The organism is Acidobacteriota bacterium, from assembly GCA_004299485.1.
Taxonomy (GTDB): Bacteria; Acidobacteriota; Terriglobia; order Terriglobales; family SCQP01; genus SCQP01.
Window position 1 is genome coordinate 1 of record SCQP01000004.1, and the last position, 16,973, is coordinate 16,973.

Annotated in this window: 11 protein-coding genes and 1 rRNA gene; 2 read left to right on the top strand and 10 right to left on the bottom strand. The window is 64.7% G+C overall.

Features of this window, described 5'->3' with window-relative positions; genetic code table 11:
• Positions 1-390: ribosomal RNA gene (locus tag EPN33_04535) — 16S ribosomal RNA — on the bottom strand; the annotation flags it as partial.
• Between the two features lie 1,043 nt (positions 391-1,433).
• The gene (locus EPN33_04540) at positions 1,434-1,859 is read right to left on the bottom strand and encodes a hypothetical protein (GenBank protein TAN23573.1); all 426 of its coding nucleotides are present in this window, start codon (positions 1,857-1,859) and stop codon (positions 1,434-1,436) included.
• Between the two features lie 556 nt (positions 1,860-2,415).
• Here EPN33_04540 and EPN33_04545 point away from each other — a divergent pair.
• Positions 2,416-3,243: a DUF1828 domain-containing protein gene (locus EPN33_04545; GenBank protein TAN23574.1), complete on the top strand. Its 828-nt coding sequence runs from the start codon at positions 2,416-2,418 to the stop codon at positions 3,241-3,243.
• An 82-nt stretch (positions 3,244-3,325) separates the two neighbouring features.
• Here the strand turns inward: EPN33_04545 and EPN33_04550 are convergent, their stop codons facing one another.
• Together EPN33_04550 and EPN33_04555 are read right to left on the bottom strand one after the other, a co-directional pair.
• Positions 3,326-3,742: a PIN domain-containing protein gene (locus EPN33_04550; GenBank protein ID TAN23575.1), complete on the bottom strand. Its 417-nt coding sequence runs from the start codon at positions 3,740-3,742 to the stop codon at positions 3,326-3,328.
• A 7-nt stretch (positions 3,743-3,749) separates the two neighbouring features.
• A complete protein-coding gene (locus EPN33_04555) occupies positions 3,750-4,046 on the bottom strand; it encodes a hypothetical protein (GenBank protein ID TAN23576.1) in 297 nt (98 codons plus the stop codon).
• Positions 4,047-4,097: 51 nt separating this feature from the next.
• Between EPN33_04555 and EPN33_04560 the strand changes: the two genes are divergently transcribed.
• The gene (locus EPN33_04560) at positions 4,098-4,331 is read left to right on the top strand and encodes a hypothetical protein (protein TAN23577.1); all 234 of its coding nucleotides are present in this window, start codon (positions 4,098-4,100) and stop codon (positions 4,329-4,331) included.
• A 187-nt stretch (positions 4,332-4,518) separates the two neighbouring features.
• Here the strand turns inward: EPN33_04560 and EPN33_04565 are convergent, their stop codons facing one another.
• The 6 genes from EPN33_04565 to EPN33_04590 all read right to left on the bottom strand — a co-directional run bounded on the left by EPN33_04565 (position 4,519) and on the right by EPN33_04590 (position 16,738).
• Positions 4,519-7,710 (bottom strand): glycosyl hydrolase, encoded by a 3,192-nt coding sequence (locus tag EPN33_04565; GenBank protein ID TAN23578.1) that lies wholly within the window; start codon positions 7,708-7,710, stop codon positions 4,519-4,521.
• A gap of 11 nt (positions 7,711-7,721) precedes the next feature.
• The gene (locus EPN33_04570; protein TAN23579.1) at positions 7,722-10,862 is read right to left on the bottom strand and encodes a hypothetical protein; all 3,141 of its coding nucleotides are present in this window, start codon (positions 10,860-10,862) and stop codon (positions 7,722-7,724) included.
• Positions 10,863-10,923: 61 nt separating this feature from the next.
• Positions 10,924-14,802 (bottom strand): carboxypeptidase regulatory-like domain-containing protein, encoded by a 3,879-nt coding sequence (locus tag EPN33_04575; protein TAN23580.1) that lies wholly within the window; start codon positions 14,800-14,802, stop codon positions 10,924-10,926.
• A 258-nt stretch (positions 14,803-15,060) separates the two neighbouring features.
• Entirely contained in the window at positions 15,061-15,975 is a 915-nt protein-coding gene (locus tag EPN33_04580) for an FkbM family methyltransferase (protein TAN23581.1), read from the bottom strand.
• Entirely contained in the window at positions 15,975-16,373 is a 399-nt protein-coding gene (locus tag EPN33_04585) for a PIN domain-containing protein (protein TAN23582.1), read from the bottom strand. Before EPN33_04585 ends, EPN33_04580 begins: the two co-directional genes overlap by 1 nt.
• The gene (locus EPN33_04590; GenBank protein ID TAN23583.1) at positions 16,370-16,738 is read right to left on the bottom strand and encodes an AbrB/MazE/SpoVT family DNA-binding domain-containing protein; all 369 of its coding nucleotides are present in this window, start codon (positions 16,736-16,738) and stop codon (positions 16,370-16,372) included. Before EPN33_04590 ends, EPN33_04585 begins: the two co-directional genes overlap by 4 nt.
• Positions 16,739-16,973 lie beyond the last annotated feature (235 nt).

Consider the following 16,973-nt stretch of genomic DNA (forward strand, 5'->3'; position numbering starts at 1 on the left):
CAGGGTTTCCCCCATTGCGCAAAATTCCCCACTGCTGCCTCCCGTAGGAGTCTGGACCGTGTTTCAGTTCCAGTGTGTCCGTGCGCCCTCTCAGGCCGGATACCGATCATAGCCTTGGTGGGCCGTTACCCCACCAACTAGCTAATCGGCCGCGGGTCCCTCCTCCAGCGCATTGCTGCTTTCCTCTCCGGTCCATGCGGACCGGAGGTCGTATGCGGTATCAGCCTCGCTTTCGCGAGGTTGTTCCCCACTCGAGGGTAGGTTGCCCACGTGTTACTCACCCGTGCGCCGCTCTACTTGCCCCCTTGCGGGGGCTTTCGCGCGCGACTTGCATGTGTTAGGCACGCCGCCAGCGTTGATTCTGAGCCAGGATCAAACTCTCAAGTAAAAATGGATCTCCGCTCCTCCGGCAAGCCGGCGAGGCGAAGAATCTTGACGAGTGTTGCTCTGGCCTCCAAAACCCATAAAATCGACAAGTTTTGTATCTGACGTGTTCAATCCAGTTGTCAAGTATCGACCCCATCCACGGCTTGCGCCGTGAGTGGTGGCCCCTGGGGGCCGTTTCCAGAAGCCGAAACCGAAGTTCCGACCTCCGTCCTCGAAAACCTTTCGACTATAGCAAACTTTGGCGCCGGGAACAAGAACCAGCGTGGTTCCAGCTCAACCAGGCCGCCCTGCTACAGGCGACAAACCTTCCCCAGCCCAGCATTCCCGTTAGGGGAGCCTGCTGAGCGGCTCTGTTTGAATTTTGGCTAGTGGCTCCACTCCGGAGCCGCAGGCGGGGATACCGATCCCACACAAAATCCACGACAGCAAGAACTAGTATACCGCAATTCGGTCCGGCTGGCCACAGGGGCAAATCACGAAGCCGAAGCGGTCTACAAAGAATACGAAGATGGGGGGCGGGAGTCAAGGGAATTCGGATTCGCAGCGGTTCAGCGGGTCAGCGGCTCAGCGAGAATTTTCTTGGCGCGGGCCCCAGCGCGGCTGTGCCGGTAAACGACGCACTGTGTCATTCACCCCGCTTATGCTCGCGCCGGGCTGGGGGCCCGGAGCCCCAGCCCGGCGCTGCGCGTCGAGGGCTTCCGGGGCAGGTGAAGCGGCGAGGCGGGCCAGGAATTCCAGGAAAGTGCGCGGGTCGGCATCGTCGCTGGGGCTGTTCCTTTTTTTTTCGCTAACTGTCTCATTTGCGGCGGAATCGCCGCGCCCCTGCTGCGCGGGGCGTGGCACAGGCGGAACAGCAAACGGAACAGCCTCGGCGAGCCATTGCGAGAAGCCGGGGAGCTGGCGCCAACGGTAAAACGTAGTACGGCCGATGCGGGCGCGGGCGCAGAGCTCGACGGACGAAAACTGGCCCCAGTGGCGGCGCGCAAAGGCGCGGAAACGCCGCTGCGGCCAGGTGGGCGTGAACATATTCACGGGCATATACATCTTTAGATGCGGTGCGAGAGGCGCGCCAGGGCCTGGCGCGCCAGGGACAATGTTGTCGAGAGTTCGTCGAAGTCAGGGGAGGGGGCGTTTCCCTGGCTGGCAAGGGCGTGGAGAAGCGGTTTGCGGTACTGGTCGGGGACGCGGAACACGGGGACGGGCAGATCGCCCAGCGGCGTGTGGACGACGTCGCCGGGGAGGAATTCGGGCTGGCTTGACTGGGGCGGCGCAGGGGTGCGCGGTGCGGCGGATGGGTCCGGGGCGACCAGCCAGAGGCGGAAGGCGGCGCGCTTGTGCCAACGGAAGTAGGTCGATTCGGAGATGCCGGCGCGGGCGCAGAGTTGGGTGATGGAGTACTCGCACCAATGCTGCTGCGCGAACGCGCGGAAGCGGCGCTGGGCGGGCGTGGGGGCGAAATCGGGCTCGGGCATATGCCGGTTTCGATGCGGGAGGCCAGGCGCTGGACAAGGGAGAATCGTTTGGAGATTTTGTGGCGCTTGCGTAACATTCAATGAACTTGCCGGGCGCTGGCAAAGGCGCGAGCCATCACTGCGTGCCGGGCGCCGGCCGCGGAGTAGCGGGAGGCGATGCTGACTCAATTCGAAGCGGAGGGCCTGATGGCGCTAGCCAAGCGCTTTATTGCGGCGCCGCCAGCGATATCGGTGCCGCCCGGAGCGGACGACAGCTACGAATTGACGGCATTGACGGGGCGGGAGAGGTTCGCGCTGGACGTGCAGCGGGGCACGTTCCGAATGTCGCGGCCGACGCTGAACGAGCGCGTCCGGACGTGTGTCGTTCTGGTGCGTCTCGATATCGACGGGCGGCCGCACACCAATCCGGACGGGACCGCGGTCGGGCGCTCGCACTTGCACGTATATCGGGAGGGCTTGAGGACAGATGGGCGATCCCGCTGGCGGAGGCAAAAGCGCCGGGCGGGGCGCGGGTTTTCCCTGACACGGGTGGCCGAGCACAGCTTTTTAAGCATTTTTGCGCGTTTTGCCACATCCAGGACGCGCCCGCATATCAGGAGTGGATCCAGTGATCCGGGAGGACTGCCAGAAGCTGATCGACGCCTATGTCGACTGGCTGCGGCGCGGCTTGAGCGTGGAAGAGATTGGGGAGGCGTGCGAGCTGACCACGCCCTTCCTTGACCGGCACAATGACCACCTGCAGGTGTATGCGGTGCGAAGGAACGGGACGATTGAGTTGAGCGACGACGGGTATACGCTTGCGGACTTGAAAACCGGCGGCCTGGAGATTGAAACGTCGCACCGCAAGGCGCTGTTGCAGGGCATTCTGGGCGGGCTGGGGGTGCAAAGCGATGGCACATCGATTAAGGTCGAGGCGTCGCCAGGCAATCTGGGCCGCCGAATGCACACCCTGGTGCAGGCGATGTTGGCAATCAACGACATGTTCATGATCGCGCAGCCGCGCGTGGCAACGTTCTTTTTCGAGGATGTACGGGAGTTTCTCGACCACCATCAGGTGCGCTACAGCGAGCGGGTGAAGCTGGCGGGCAAGACCGGGTTTGACCACGCCATCGACTTTCTCATCCCGCCCTCGCGGCAGCGGCCGGAGCGGCTGGTGCAGGCGATTGGAGCGCCGAAAAAGGATAATATCTTCGCCTACAATTTCTTGCTTGAGGATACGCGAAAGGCGCGCGGGGGCGAACGGCAGGAACCAGAGGCCTACGCGTTTCTCAATGATCAGGAGCAGACCGTGGCGGGCGAACTGATCGAGGCGCTGGAGGCGTACCGGGTGATTCCAGCGAAATGGTCAGAGCGAGAGCGGTTCGCCGAGGCCCTGGCGACGTAGTTGCTCGTTGAGGTGTTTGCGCACGTGTACCGGGTGTATCCGACGGTGCCGTCGCCGCTGTATGCGGGCGCGGGGGCGCAGGTCAGGTAAGGGCGTCGAGCCAGCGGACGGGGAAGCGCGAGCCGAGGGTGCGTACCAGGCGTTCGTCGGCGGTGATCATTTCGTCGCCGAGCGATTGCGCGAGGAGAACATAAAAGAGGTCATAGGCGGGCAATTGCCACTGCACGGACAGGCTCAGGGCCTGCGCGCTGAGAGCGCCGGTCGGATGAGTGGGCATGTCCAGGGCGCGCACAGCCTCCAAAGATCGTTCTGCCGCCAGCGGCGTGATCCGCCCGCGCCGGACAGCGCGTGCCAGAACCGCGGTGAGCTCAGGCCAAAATAGATCGGGCACAAGCAGGTTGACCTGGCTGCGTTGATGTTTGTCCAGTAGCGCGGCCGCGCCTTCGTGCGGCTCGTCCGGAAGGCACCATTTCGCGCCGACGCTGGCATCGAGCACCATGGGCGATTCAATCGTGCTGACGGCGCCGGCGGGGCCGGGTGGCTGTGAGAAGTTGCTCTTCCCGCTCCGCACGACTCTCGCGCAGCAGCTCGAGCGCGGAGGGAGGACCGGGACGGGTCTGACGCTGGAGGCGCAGCAGCGCCGCGACCGCGCGGCGGCGGCGTTGCAGGCCGGCCGCGGTGGGCACGTGCTCGCGCAAGATACGGATGGTTTCGGCCGCAATCGAACTGCGCTGCTCACGGGCACGCGCGCGCAGGGCCGCGTAGAGGTCGGCCGGGACGTTTTCCACGTATAGCGTTGGCATAGGCGGAGTCTAGCACTTTGCTTGCGGTGCTGCGCGTACTACAATCGGCGTATGCCGCGGACGATCCAAGCGCGTCTGGATGCCGATGCCGCGACCGCGCTCGCCATATTGGTCAAGCGGCTGGGCTTGACCCCATCGGAGGTTGTGCGCTGGGCGGTCAAAAACCTGGCCGCAGAGCAGGGTACAGCCACGAAGCGCAAAATCGTGGGCCTGGGAGCGTTCGATTCCGGTGTGCCGGATCTCGGCTCCAATCCGGAGCATCTGCGCGACTTCGGGCGGCTTTGACTGTGGCTCGCCACTTTTTGCCCTGGTCGCTCCCGTTGGTCGCTTGGAGTGCGGGCTTCGATTCCCGGCAGAGTCCGCCCGCTGGCGCTCAGGGCTCCTCCAAGCTGCCGCCAGACGCAGGGGCTCCGGGAGCCCCCTTCCCCGCCCCCGCGTCCTGTCGGCCCGAGCGGTGAGAGCGAGGTCAACCTTAGAACGGGTTGGGGCGCGGTGAGGGGGCTTTGGGCACGGCAAGCACGCGAGGGATGCCGGCCTTGTTCAGCGCGGTGTTGAGCTGGGGGAGAGCTCCGGAGGTGAGGGTGTGCAGGCTGGCCTGGAGAGACCCCAGCTTGGCCGCGAGGGCGGCCGCGCGCTGCGGCTGTTGCGCAGGCGGTGCGGCGCTTTCGTACTCGAGTTTGCCCATCAGTTCGGCGATCGCCGGCAGCAGGAGGTTGCCGTTGCCGAAGAAGCCGCGCTGGGAGATAAACGCGGACTGAATAGCGTCGAGCTTGGTGGCAATCGTTTTGGCCTGGTCCTGGATCGCCGGAGAGATCGCAGGATCGCCGCCGGCCGGCTTCCAGTTTGCGGTAACCGCTTTGAGCGACGTCTGGATGCCGTTGGCCAGGTCGCGGGCTTGGATGCCGGCGGCGTACAGGGCGTCGAGCCGGAGCCAGAGGGCCTGGCGCGCCGCTTCGGCAGCCGGGTTGAGGGTGATGCGCGGATCGGCCAGCATCTCGACCGTCTGGCTGGCCGTCCTGTCCGCGAGCTGCACGTGAACCGAGTAAAGGCCGGGCGGCACCATGATGCCGTGCGCCGAGCCGTCATAGCCGCGGCCCCCGCCATCCGTATTGGGAGCGGGGTAGGTGGCAAAGCCGGGCTGGCTTTGCGGGGATTGCGGCACCGCGGTGCCGCGGCGGAAGTCCCAGATGATACGGTTGATGCCGGCATGAAGGCCGGCTGCGGTGAGGGTGCGCACGGGCTTGCCGCCGGCGTCGGTGATTTCGATTTTGGCGCTTTGGCCGGCCGCGGGCGCCGCCGCGAGATACAGATCCAGAATCGCCCCGTCGGGCGGGTTGGGGCCGGCGAAGTGCTCTGCCGAAAACCAGCCGTCGCCGTTGACGATCCATTCGGTCGCGGCGCGGATGGGGAACAGGTGCATGGGCTCGGCGAGCGTCTGCGGGGTCATATTCTCGAGGGCAAGGATATCGTCGAGGATATATATGGAACGGCCGTGGGTGGCCAGGATGAGGTCGTGCTGGCGGGGCTGCACCTGAATGTCATCCACCTGCAAGCTGGGCAATCCCATGCGCAGTTGGCTCCAGGTGGCGCCGCCGTCGAGAGAAACGAAGCCGCCGAACTGGGCGCCAGCAAAGAGCACATTGGGGTGCGAGGGATCTTCGCGGATTACGTGAATGCTGCCAGCCGCGGCTGGGATCCCACCGCTCAGCGAGGTCCAGGATTGGCCGTAATCGGTGGTTTTGTAGAGGTACGGATGCAGATCGTCGGAGCGATGCCCGTCGAAGGCGACATAGGCAGTGCCAGGCGCGGTGCGCGAGGCTTCGATGCGGCTGACCCAGGTGCCCTTAGGTACGCCAGGCAGATTGGCAATCACGTTCGCCCAGGTTTGGCCACCGTCGCGGCTGACCTGCAGGTTGCCGTCATCGGTACCGGCCCAGAGGATCTGGGCGTTGAGAGGCGACTGCGCCAGCTCGGTAAGGGTGGGAAAGGCGGAGACGCCGTCGTTCAGCGACAGGGTGGTCTTGCGGGATGGAATTTGGCCCAGGATGGGCGCCTTGTCGCGGTCAAATTTGGTCGTGAGCTCGGAGCCGAGCGGGGTCCAGGTGTTGCCTGCGTCGGTGGACTTGAACACGCGGCTGGCGCCGAAGAAAAGTGTGCCGGGAGCCTGGTTGGATACGATGAGCGGCGCGTCCCAGTTGAAGCGGTAGCGCGGCTGGCCAAAGGGTGGCTGCGGCTGGATGACGAGGAACTGGCCGGTGCGGAGATTGCGGCGGGTGAGGTTGCCACCTTCCATTTCGGCGTAAACGACGTCGGGGTTGCGCGGATCATGGGCGACGTAAAAGCCGTCGCCGCCCTCGGCGCTTTTCCAGTCGCTGTTGAGAATGCCCTGGTTATTCAAGACCCGGTTGGGGGCACACCAGACGGCGTTGTCCTGCAATCCGGCACAGACGTGGTACGGCCGCTGGTCGTCGTAGGAGACCTCATAGGCCTGGCCGAGGGGCATGGTGGAGGCGTGATACCAGTGGCGGCCGCGATCGCGGGTGATGAACACGCCGCCGTCGCAGCCGACGACCACGTGGTGGGAATCGCGAGGATCGATCCAGATAGCGTGGAAGTCGGGATGGATGAGGACGTTGCGATCGGTGGTCCAGTTCTTGCCGCCATCGGTGGAATACCGGAGTTGGACGCCGCCCATCCAGAGGCGCAGGTCGTTACTGGGATCGACGCGGATCTGGCTGAAGTAGGAAGGGCGCGGATCGACGCTGCTCATGCGCGTCCATGAGTTGCCGCCATCGTCGCTGCGGAATAGTCCGCTGTGCTCGCTCTCGATCAGCGCGTAGACGATGTTCGGATTCTGGGCATAGATCGCCAGGCCGATGCGCCCGATGGGACCCTTGTCGGGCAGGCCATTGGCGAGCTTCGCCCAGGTGGCGCCGCCATCGAGCGAGCGATAGACGCCGCCCTCGGGTCCGCCGCCGTCGAAGCCCCAGGGGGTACGGCGCCGCTCATAGGCGGCCGCGTAGACGATGTTCGGACTCTGCGGGTTGATGCGCACGTCGCTGACGCCGGTGTTTTCGCTGAGGAAGAGCACCTTCTGCCAGGTCTTGCCGCCGTCGGACGTCTTGAACAGGCCGCGCTGGGGGTTGGCGCCCCAGAGGTGGCCGAGGGCCGCGACGTAGACGACCTGCGGGTTGGAGGGATCGATGGCGATGCGGCCGATGGACTGGGTGTCGTCGAGGCCCATATGCTGCCAGGAGCGGCCGCCGTCGAGCGAGCGATAGACACCGTTGCCCCAGGTGGCGCTCTGGCGGTTATTGGCTTCTCCCGTGCCCGCCCAGACGATGGCGGGGTTCGAGGGTGCGACCGCAACCGCGCCGATGGACAGGTTGGTTTGTCCATCGAACACCGGCGCCCAGGCATTGCCGCCGTCGGAGGACTTCCACAAGCCGCCGTTGGCGGTGCCGATGTAAATCACGTTCGGGTTTTGCGCACTGACGGCGATGTCATCGACGCGGCCGCCCTGGATGGCCGGGCCAATGGCGCGGAAACGCAAGGAAGCCAGGGCCTGTCCGGCGCTCTGTTGCGCCGGCAGGAGCGGTGTCAGGGCAAGGCCAGCGCAGGCGGCCAGCAGGAGTGACCGCTGCAGACGGAAAAGGAACCGCATAGAACCTCTCTTTATTTTTTCTGGCTGGCTACGGTCACATAGGCCATGCCGGCCTTGCGCATGGCGGCGTTCAGTTTCGCCAGATCGGTATCCACCATGGTCTTGAGGTTGGCGGAGGCTTCATGCACACTGGACGTGAGTTGTGCCAGGGTGCTGCGCTGGCTCCCGGTCGGCGCCTGGCTTACATTTTGCAGGCTGTAGAGCAGCCGCATGGCGGCGTTGTGCAGCGGGGTGGCGCCACCGCCGCCGAATTCACCGGGGCTGCCTCCGGCAATGGCGCGCTGCAGCTTGTCTGCGTTTTTGACCAGGCCGTCCAGCATGGTTTTCACCGCGGCCGGAGGATCGGCGTAAGTCTTCTTCGTGGCGGCGAGCGATTTGGTCAGCGCCCGCACCTGCTTGGCGTCAGCGACGGTTGCGGCGTACAGGTCGTAGGCCGACGCTATGGCCCGCTGACGGGCAGCCTGATCGGCTGGACTGATATGAACCGCCGGGTCGTCTTGCACCTGAAGGGGTTGCGAGCCGGTGGCGCCGTCGGCGCTCAGCGTGACGGTATAGGCGCCGGGAGCGACGAAGGATCCCTGCAGGGCGCCGTTGTAGAAGCCGGACTGGTTGGCATCGAGTTGCGGTTGGGCGGGAGGCTCCAGCGTGGGCCAGCGCAGATCCCAGACCACACGGTTGATGCCGTTGTGGCCGGCGACATCAAATTCACGCACGGTAACGCCCTGGGTGTTGGTGACTTTGACGTGGAGTTTGGTGTCGTCGTTGGGGACATTCGACAGGTATACATCGACAATGCCGCCGTCGGGCGGATTGGGGGCGACGAACTGGGTGTCGCCCAAGGTGCCATTGCGATGGTCGAAGAGGCGCCATTCGATGCCGGCATCGGTGGGAAAGACGTGGAGGGCCGATTGCATCACGGCCGGGCTGAGGGCTTCGAGCGAGCGGATGTCATCGAGCACCCAGAAGGCGCGGCCGTAGGCGGCGACCACCAGATCGTGGGTGCGCGGCTGCACGGTCACGTCGTCAACCATGACGTGCGGCATGTTGAGCTGGAAAGGGAGCCACTGATCGCCGCGATCAAAGGAAATGTAAAAGCCCATTTCGGTGCCCAGGAAGAGCAGGTTCTTGTTGAAGGGGTCCTGGTAGACCACTTGCGCGGTCGAGCGGTCGTTGGGCAAGCCAGTGGTGATGGGCTGCCAGCTCTGGCCGTAATCGTCAGTGCGGAACACGTAGATATGGAAATCGTTTTGGCGGTGGCCGTCGTAGGTGAGAAAGGCGGTGCCGGGGCTGAAGTGGGAGGCGGCAATGGAGCTGACGTACTGCCCCTGGGGCAGACCGGAGGCAGCGGCGAGATTGGTCCAGGTTTTGCCGCCGTCTTTGCTGACGTGCAGACTGCCATCCTCAGCGCCCGCCCAGATCACCTGCTCATCCACCGGTGAGACCGCCAGTGCGGTCAGGGCGGGATAGCCTTCCGGCCGCACCACCTTGCCCATGATTTTCAGGGTTTTGGGATCGGGATTGGTGGTCAGGTCGGGGCTGATCTGCGCCCAGGTGTTACCGGCATCGGTGGATTTGAACACGACGTTGGCGGCCGTATAAATGTCGCCACGGGGCAGCACCACGACGGGCGTGTTCCAGTGCCAGCGGAAGGGCTTGGCGTCGACGGTCTTCGGCATGGGCCGGATCAGGGCGTACTCGTTGGACTTGAGATCTTCGCGGATGAGCTTGCCGCTCTGCGCCTGGGTGAAGACGACGCTGGGATCGCGGGGATTGGGGATGACGTTGAAGCCGTCGCCATCCATCAGATCCTGCCAGTCGTGGTTGAGGATGCCTTTGGGGTTGCGGGTGCGCACCACGCCGCACCAGGCGCCGTTATCCTGAAAGCCGCCGCAGATGTGGAAGGGCTGGTCGTTGTCGGTAGCGACGTGATAGGGCTGACCGACGGGGATGGCGCTGGCGAAGCGCCAGGTGTGCCCGCTATCTTCGCTGATATCGACGCCGCCATCGTCGCCGGCGAGCATGTAATTGGAGTTGTTGGCGTCGATCCAGATGGCGTGCACATCGGCGTGGATGGACTGCAAACCCTGCTGGTCGGGTGCGGGCTGCCAGGTTCTGCCGCCGTCATCGGAGTGCGCCAGGCCGCCGCCGCCCAGCCACACGCGAAGGTAATTGTTGGGGTCCACGAGGATCTGCTGGAAGTAGGCGGGGCGGGGATCGATATCGCTGCGCTGCTGCCAAGTCTGGCCCCCGTCGGTGCTGCGGTAGACGCCGGTGCCCTTGCCTGCGACAAACTCCGCCGCGCCGGACTGCACGCGGGCGTAGACGATGCGGGGATCACGCGGATAGATGGAGATGCCGATGCGGCCGGTGTCGCCGCCGTGCTCATACGGCAGGCCGTGAATAAGCTTCTGCCAGGTGGCGCCGCCATCGGTGGACTTATAGAGGGCGCTGGAGGTGCCTGCGCCCAGCATCCCGAACACGCTGCGGCGGCGTTCGTACAGGGAGCAGAAAATCGTCAGCGGACTTTGGGGATCCATGGCCAGGTCGGCGACGCCGGTGTTGTCATCGGTGTACAGGATGCGTTTCCACGTGGCGCCACCGTCGGTGGTTTTATAGAGGCCGCGCTCGCCGCCCGGGCCCCAAAGATTGCCGAGCACGCCGACGTAGACGATTTCCGGATTGTTAGGGTCGATCAGAATGCTGCTGATCTGGAAGCTGTCCTTCAGGCCTTCGTGGGTCCAGCTCTGGCCGCCGTTGGTGGACTTATACACGCCCATGCCCCAGGAGGAGGTCTGGCGATTGTTGGCTTCGCCCGTGCCCACCCAGACGATTTGCGGATTCGAAGGGGCGACGGCCACGAAGCCGATGCTCAGCGCGGGCTCGCTGTCAAAGACGGGTCGCCAAGTGGTGCCGCGGTTGGTCGTCTTCCACAGGCCGCCGGTGGCGGCGCCCACATAGATGGTGTTGGGGTCCTGCAGCGGCACCGCGAAACGGTCGATGCGGCCGTCCATATTCGCGGGGCCGATGTTACGGAAGCGCAGCATGTGCATGGCGCTCTCGTAGCGATTGACAGGCGCTTGCGCGCGGACGCGCAAGGTGACGAGCGAGACGGATAACAAACCCAAACAGGCCGACGCAACCAGTTTCCGCATAGCACCCCCGTTGCAACGACAGGGCGCCGGCTCTTGCCGGCGCCCGATCAGAAAAAAGTGACTAGAAGTCCAAACGCAGTTCCATCTCAATCCAGCGTGCCCCGGAGAGGCGGTTGGTGGGGATGAACTGGCTGGTAATCGCCCCGAAGTTGGTAGGACTGCCCAAGGCCAACGCCGGCGTGTTGAAGTTGACGTTATTGAGGAGATTGAAGAATTGGGCGGAGTAGGAAATGGAGTAACGCTCGGTGAGCTGCGTCTTCTTGCCCAGAGAGAAATCCAGGTTGACGAGCGGCAGGCCAGTGATGGGATTAGCCCCGCCGTTCAGGCCGTCGGTGCTGAGGTTGACGTTGCGGAAGTCCTTGTAGACGGCGGCCGGGTCGGCAAACATATTGAGTCCGCTGCCACTGCCGCCGATGTTGTGCACCCCGGGGCTCATGGTGCTGGGCGAAACCGTCGGGATCGCTCCGATGCAGCCGCCCAAAATGGGGCTAGCACCGTACACCTGGCCGACCATGCAGACGTTGTTGTTGGAAAAGCCCTGTTGCGCGGTGACGACGCCGGAAGTGTACCAGCCCTGCAGCAGGGCGTTGGTCCAGTTGCTGGTGCCCAGCGCACCCCGGCCGAAGGGCAACTGGTAGACGAAGGTGGAAGAGAGAGCGTGGCGCAGATCAGCGAGGCCGGCGCCGTAGTTCTGATTGATGAAATAGTTGTTGTTGTAATAACCGGCGTTGTTCTGATCGGAGATTTGGTCGCCCAGATCGTGAGACCAGGTGTAGTTGATAGCGAGGCTGAGGCCGTTGGCCGCCTGCTTGCGCAGCGTGGCGGTGAAGGCGTTGTAATTGCTATGGCCGACGTGGGTGTACATCTGCACCACGTCAATCTGCTGGTTCTCGAAGGTGGGCAGACTGGCGGTCGAGCGCAGGCCATCAATCACATCGAAGATGCTACGTGCCTGGCCGTTCTCGAAGAAGCTGGCGAAATTGGAAGACATGAAAGCGCTGCCATTCATGGGGCCGCTCTTGGTCGTCTGGGTGGGGACGAGGTTATCGAACCAAGCTTCGTCCGGCGCCGCTTTGCCGGCATTGAGAGCATTGGCGATGGCGTCGTAGGCCTGAGCGAAGGTCTGGCCGGAAGCCTTGTCCTTGAACATGTAGGGCGCCTGGGTGAGATCGAAGGCCTGGGGCAGGTCGCGGCCGAAATGGCCAATCCAGCCGAGCGAGAGAATCATGCCCCCGGGTAATTGGCGTTCCAGGTTGAGATCGGCGGTGTAAGCGTACCCCATGATGTTACTGGGATCGAGCTGAAAAGTGGCCAGGGCGGCGAGGTCCTGCGCTGGTATTACCGGCGAAACGGTTTGCGGGATCACCGGCGGGATGGGCATGGAGCCGTCCACACCGATGCGGAAGCTGGAGAACGCCGGGTCGGTGCTGCCGGCGTTGCAGCCGGCGCCGCCCGCCCCGGCTGCCGTGCATTTCGGTGCGATGACCGTGGGGGTGTCGGCAAAGCCGAGGCCGAGGGCCGGCAGGGTGGTGGTTTTGACAGAATTGGCACGGTCGTAAACGACGCCAAGGCCACCGCGCAGCACGGATTTCTGATCGCCCAGTAAGGCACCCAGGATGCCACCATGGAGCGTGGGGTTCCAGGCAAGGCCGACCCGGGGGGACCAATAGCCGGGATTGTTGGTGAAGAGCGATTTCGCCGGCGATTGGAGCTCGGGCACGAATCCGAAGGTGGGATTGTAGAACTGCCCCGCCTGCGCAGCAGCCAGCTTGGCACCCATGTAACCCACGGCGGAAACCGGCTGGCCGTTCGCGGAGTCAACCATCACCATCTGCCGGCCCTGGAGCTCTTCGGGAACCGTCTGCTTGCCCCAAGCCAATCCATAGCTGGCGGTGAGCGAGGGGCTCAGCTTCCAGGTGTCCTGACCGTAGAAGGACAGGGTGTTGTTGGTGTTGTTGTCGGTCAGGTTGGTGCCGAGCGGATAGGCGTTGAGGCTGGAGTTGCGCACATCCATGACGCCGATGTTGTCGACCATGCCGAGCATGGAGGAGTAGAGGCTGTTCCAGGTGCTCACGTCCGATTTCGGCAGGCAGTTGGCGGTGGTGCTGCCGCTGCAGGCCATGGGCCGGTCGGCCGTGGTGAGCCGCAGAAAACTGCGGGAGTAGGCGGTGGCCTGGATGGAAGAGGAAGCGCCTAACTGGTTGTTGCGGACTTCAATGGAATTCAGGTGATTGAGATTGCCGCCGAACTCGAAGGTGTGGGCGCCGTGGATCCAGTCCACCGTGTCGACGAACTGGGTGCTGCGATCGGTCTCCTTCTGGAAGGGGGCGTTGCCAATGGGCCCGCTCAGCAGGTTGGACTGGAACATGGCGATCCAGCCGTTGGAGGGCGTGTTGGTGCCCGGGATCGCCTCCGTCTGCGCCCACTCTGAGGGCACCATGGGCTGGCGACGGGTGCGCAGCCGCACGAAACCGAAGTGAGCGGAGTTGATCATATTGGGAGTCAGTTGGCCGGTCAGACTGGCGGCGATCATGTCATGGCGCTGCGGTGTATCACGGAGTTCCTTATTGGCGCCGTTAATGATGTCGAGCTGGGCGCCCAAGCCGCCCAGGCCATTGGAGACCGTCTTGGTGCGGGAGTAGGCGTAGTTGATGTCGGCCTTCCAGTTCTGATTGAGGACCTGGTCGATGCGGCCGTTGTAGTAGTCGTAGGTCAGCGGTGTGGCGACGATGGCATCGTAGCCGGCGTAGTTGATGCCATCACCTTCGGCAAAGTCGTTGGGCTCGGGGTAGAGCTTGAACAGGGCCGCCATGGCCGGACTGACGCCCACGCCGCGGGGGTCGCAGGCGGCGGTGCCACTGGGGCCGCACTGCAGCGATGTCGCCAGGGGATAGGCGATCATATTGCCGCTGCCATCGGCGAATTTCAGGATGCCCTGCTTCATTGAATCGGTAGGCACGCGGCTGTGGGTGTCGACGGACTCATTGAAGCGGCGGCCCTCGTAGTTGAGGAAGAAGAAGGTTTTGTTTTTGGCGATGGGGCCACCGAAGGTGGCGCCGAAGCGCTTATCGGTGAGGGGCGGGCGCGGGGTGGAGGGCAGCAGGGTGGAACCGACGCGGCTGGGGGTGTGATTGTCCTGCCAGGTGTTGGCGTTGAGGGAGCTGTCTTCCAGGTCGCCATAGACGGAGCCGTGAAACGCGTTGGTGCCGCTCTTGCCGATGAGGGTGACCTGGCCGCCGGAGGCGGCGTCCATGCTGGGGCTGTTATTGCTGACGCCGACGCGGAATTCCTGGACGCCGTTCACGGGGACGGGAATGGCGGTCGTGTCGGCGACGTTGGAGGTGTCGAGATTGCTGATGTCGATGCCGTCGAGGGTGATGGTGTTCTGGTCGTCCACGGCGCCGGCGACGCGGGTCTGCGGGCCCTGGGCCACGGTGGCGGGCTGGTAGTTGATCAGCTCGGCACTGTCACGGTGCAGGGTGGGGAGCAGCAGGATTTCGTGGCTGTTGAGGCTGTTGCCGACGGTGGCGCTGGCCGTCTGCAACTGGAGTGAGCCGGCGGTGACCTCGACCGTCTGTGTGGTCGTGCCCAACTGCATCTGCACGTTGATCAGGGCGGCCTTGTTCACTGTGACCGGCAGGCTGCTCACCTTGTAGGCCTTGAAACCGGTGGCCGACACTGTCATCAGATACGTGCCGGGAGTGACGGAGGGGAACGTATAGCCGCCGTGGGCGTCGGATTGCGCCCGGAGGAGCGCTCCGTTGGCGGGATTGAGCAGGGTGATATTCGCGCCCGGGATGGCAGCGTGGCTGGGATCGGAAATGGTTCCCTGCACTGCGCCCGTCGAAGCGGTTTGCGCCAGCAAAGGAGCGTTCCAGAACAGACAAGTAGCAAGAACTACGGCAAAGCCAAACCCGATTCGGATACGTTGGCGACTCATTGACACCTCCGGTGCGAGACCGGCGTGTGTCTTAATTCCTCGGTCGCGCTATTGCAAGAGTACTCATGTCTGCCTTGAATTTGTCAAGGATAAATAAAGATAAATGTAGTCAAAAGATATATAAGCGCAGCCATGAAATCGCGGTCATGGCTGCGCTTGTGGCTCGCCACTTTTTGCCCTGGTCGCTCCCGTTGGTCGCTGGGAGTGCGGGCTTCGATTCCCGGCAGGGTCCGCCCGCTGGCGCTCCGGCTGCCGCCATCAGCGCCAGCAGAAGAGGTGCTCGCCGCGGACGACGACGTCGCCGGCGCGGGCGGCGAGCGCGGCGAGCAGAGGCTGCGAGAGGGCCTGACCGGGGAAGGCCCAGTCGTGGGGTTCGACGATGAGCAGGCGGGTGGAGGCGAGCCAGGCGGCGGTGGCTCGCCACTTTTTGCCCTGGTCGCTCCCGTTGGTCGCTGGGAGTGCGGGCTTCGATTCCCGGCAGGGTCCGCCGGCTGGCGCTCCGGGCTCCTCCGAGCTGCCGCCATCGGCGGAAAACAGATCGCGCTCGGCGCCTTCGATATCCATTTTGACGAGGAGCGGGGCGGCGCCGGCGCAGAGCGACGCGATGCTGCGGGCGGGGATCGCGCCGGCGGCGCCGGGTGCGGCAGGTTCGGTGCGGAGGCCGGCGGTCGCGGCGCCGGGGTTGGCGATGTGCGCCCAGCCGTCGTGGGCGGCGACGGCAGCGTGCAGCGGGGAGATGGCGGGGAGGGCGGCGGTGTTGCGCTGAAGCTGGGCGAAGTTGGCGGGATCGGGTTCGACGGCGAGGATGCGGGCGGTGGGGAGCTGGAAGTGCAGGGCGAGCGCGGCGAGGCCGATGTTGGCGCCGAGATCGAGGATGAGGGCCGACGGTTCCGCGCGGGCAGCGGCATCGAGCTCGGGCCAGCGGGCGAGGGAGCGGAGGTCGTACTCATCGTCGAGGAAGATCTGCTCGAAGACGCGGCGGTCGCTGGTCGAGGGGCGGAGGGTGACGGTGGCACCAGCGCGGTCGGAGCCGAAGCGCGGGGTGATGTGAACGCGCAGGGCGCCGGCGGGCGCGGGACGGAAGCGGAAGCGGTAGAGGCGATGGCGGCTGCGCTGGCGCACGGCGGTTGCGGCCAGCAGGCGGAGCCAGGCTTTGCTGAGCGGGGGGCGCATCAGTAGATCACCCGCAGGCCGCGAAAGTAGGCGCGGAAGAAGCCGGCGTCGCGGGTGAGGAGGGCGTCGGCGCGGACGAGGGCGTGGGCACCGATGAGGAAATCGGGAATCATGTGTTCGCGGGCGCCACCGGCAGAACGGTACTGATTCCAAATTTGGCTGGCTAGCTCAGCGCTGGCCGCATCGAACGGATCGAAGTCGATGCGGAGCGACGCCATGGCGGCGCGAAACTTCGCCATATCGCTGAAGCGGGTAGCGGCCTCGGCCCAAGCCACGGCGCAGGCGACTACCTTACCTCGGTCCCGAGCCAAGTTCGCGGCGCGTTCCGAGGGCTCAGCGTAGGTGGAGCGGTCGCTAAAAATATCGAGCAGGACAGAGCTATCGATCGCGGTGGTCATTTCGCGGCGCGGCGTGGGCCACGCGCGCGACCTTGCTGTTCCTGCAAGCGGCGTGCCTTGCGTGCCTGGGCGACGAAGGCGGCGATCCTGCGTTCGGCGGCGGGGCCAAGACTGGGCGGATCCATCTCCGGATTGAAGGCGGGGCCGCGGAGTTCGCGCAGGTAGGCGTCGACGTCAAAGGGCGGCAGGATGCCGACGACGCTCTGCAGGCGGGCGGCGTAGTCGCCATCGCTGCGCTGGGCGACCAGACGGCCCTGACGCTCGCTGAATTCGAGATGGTCACCCGGGACAATGCCGAGGCGGTCGCGCAGCTTTTTGGGGATGGTGACCTGGCCGCGCTCGCCGACCACAACGGTGGTTTTCATATTTCTATGGTATGAAATATGAATTCATATGGCAAACATTGATCGCGGGCGCCCAGCGCGGCTCTGCCGCGCGGCCCGCTCTCAGTCCTCCAGCTCGCTGCGCCGGGGGCCCCGAGCCCCGGCTCCGCTACGCGCCTGGTCTAAGGGGCGATTGTGGCCTGGGATTCGAGTTCCGCCGCGAGCAGGGGGTCCGTGCGTTTGCTCTGCTGCCGCACGATGAGGACGACGGCGCCGA

Coding starts and splice junctions, on each gene's coding strand:
- EPN33_04540 (TAN23573.1), bottom strand. CDS start 1,859: ATGCCCGAGCCCGATTTCGCCCCCACGCCCGCCCAGCGCCGCTTCCGC.
- EPN33_04550 (TAN23575.1), bottom strand. CDS start 3,742: ATGGTGCTCGATGCCAGCGTCGGCGCGAAATGGTGCCTTCCGGACGAG.
- EPN33_04555 (TAN23576.1), bottom strand. CDS start 4,046: ATGCCAACGCTATACGTGGAAAACGTCCCGGCCGACCTCTACGCGGCC.
- EPN33_04560 (TAN23577.1), top strand. CDS start 4,098: ATGCCGCGGACGATCCAAGCGCGTCTGGATGCCGATGCCGCGACCGCG.
- EPN33_04565 (TAN23578.1), bottom strand. CDS start 7,710: ATGCGGTTCCTTTTCCGTCTGCAGCGGTCACTCCTGCTGGCCGCCTGC.
- EPN33_04570 (TAN23579.1), bottom strand. CDS start 10,862: ATGCGGAAACTGGTTGCGTCGGCCTGTTTGGGTTTGTTATCCGTCTCG.
- EPN33_04575 (TAN23580.1), bottom strand. CDS start 14,802: ATGAGTCGCCAACGTATCCGAATCGGGTTTGGCTTTGCCGTAGTTCTT.
- EPN33_04580 (TAN23581.1), bottom strand. CDS start 15,975: ATGCGCCCCCCGCTCAGCAAAGCCTGGCTCCGCCTGCTGGCCGCAACC.
- EPN33_04585 (TAN23582.1), bottom strand. CDS start 16,373: ATGACCACCGCGATCGATAGCTCTGTCCTGCTCGATATTTTTAGCGAC.
- EPN33_04590 (TAN23583.1), bottom strand. CDS start 16,738: ATGAAAACCACCGTTGTGGTCGGCGAGCGCGGCCAGGTCACCATCCCC.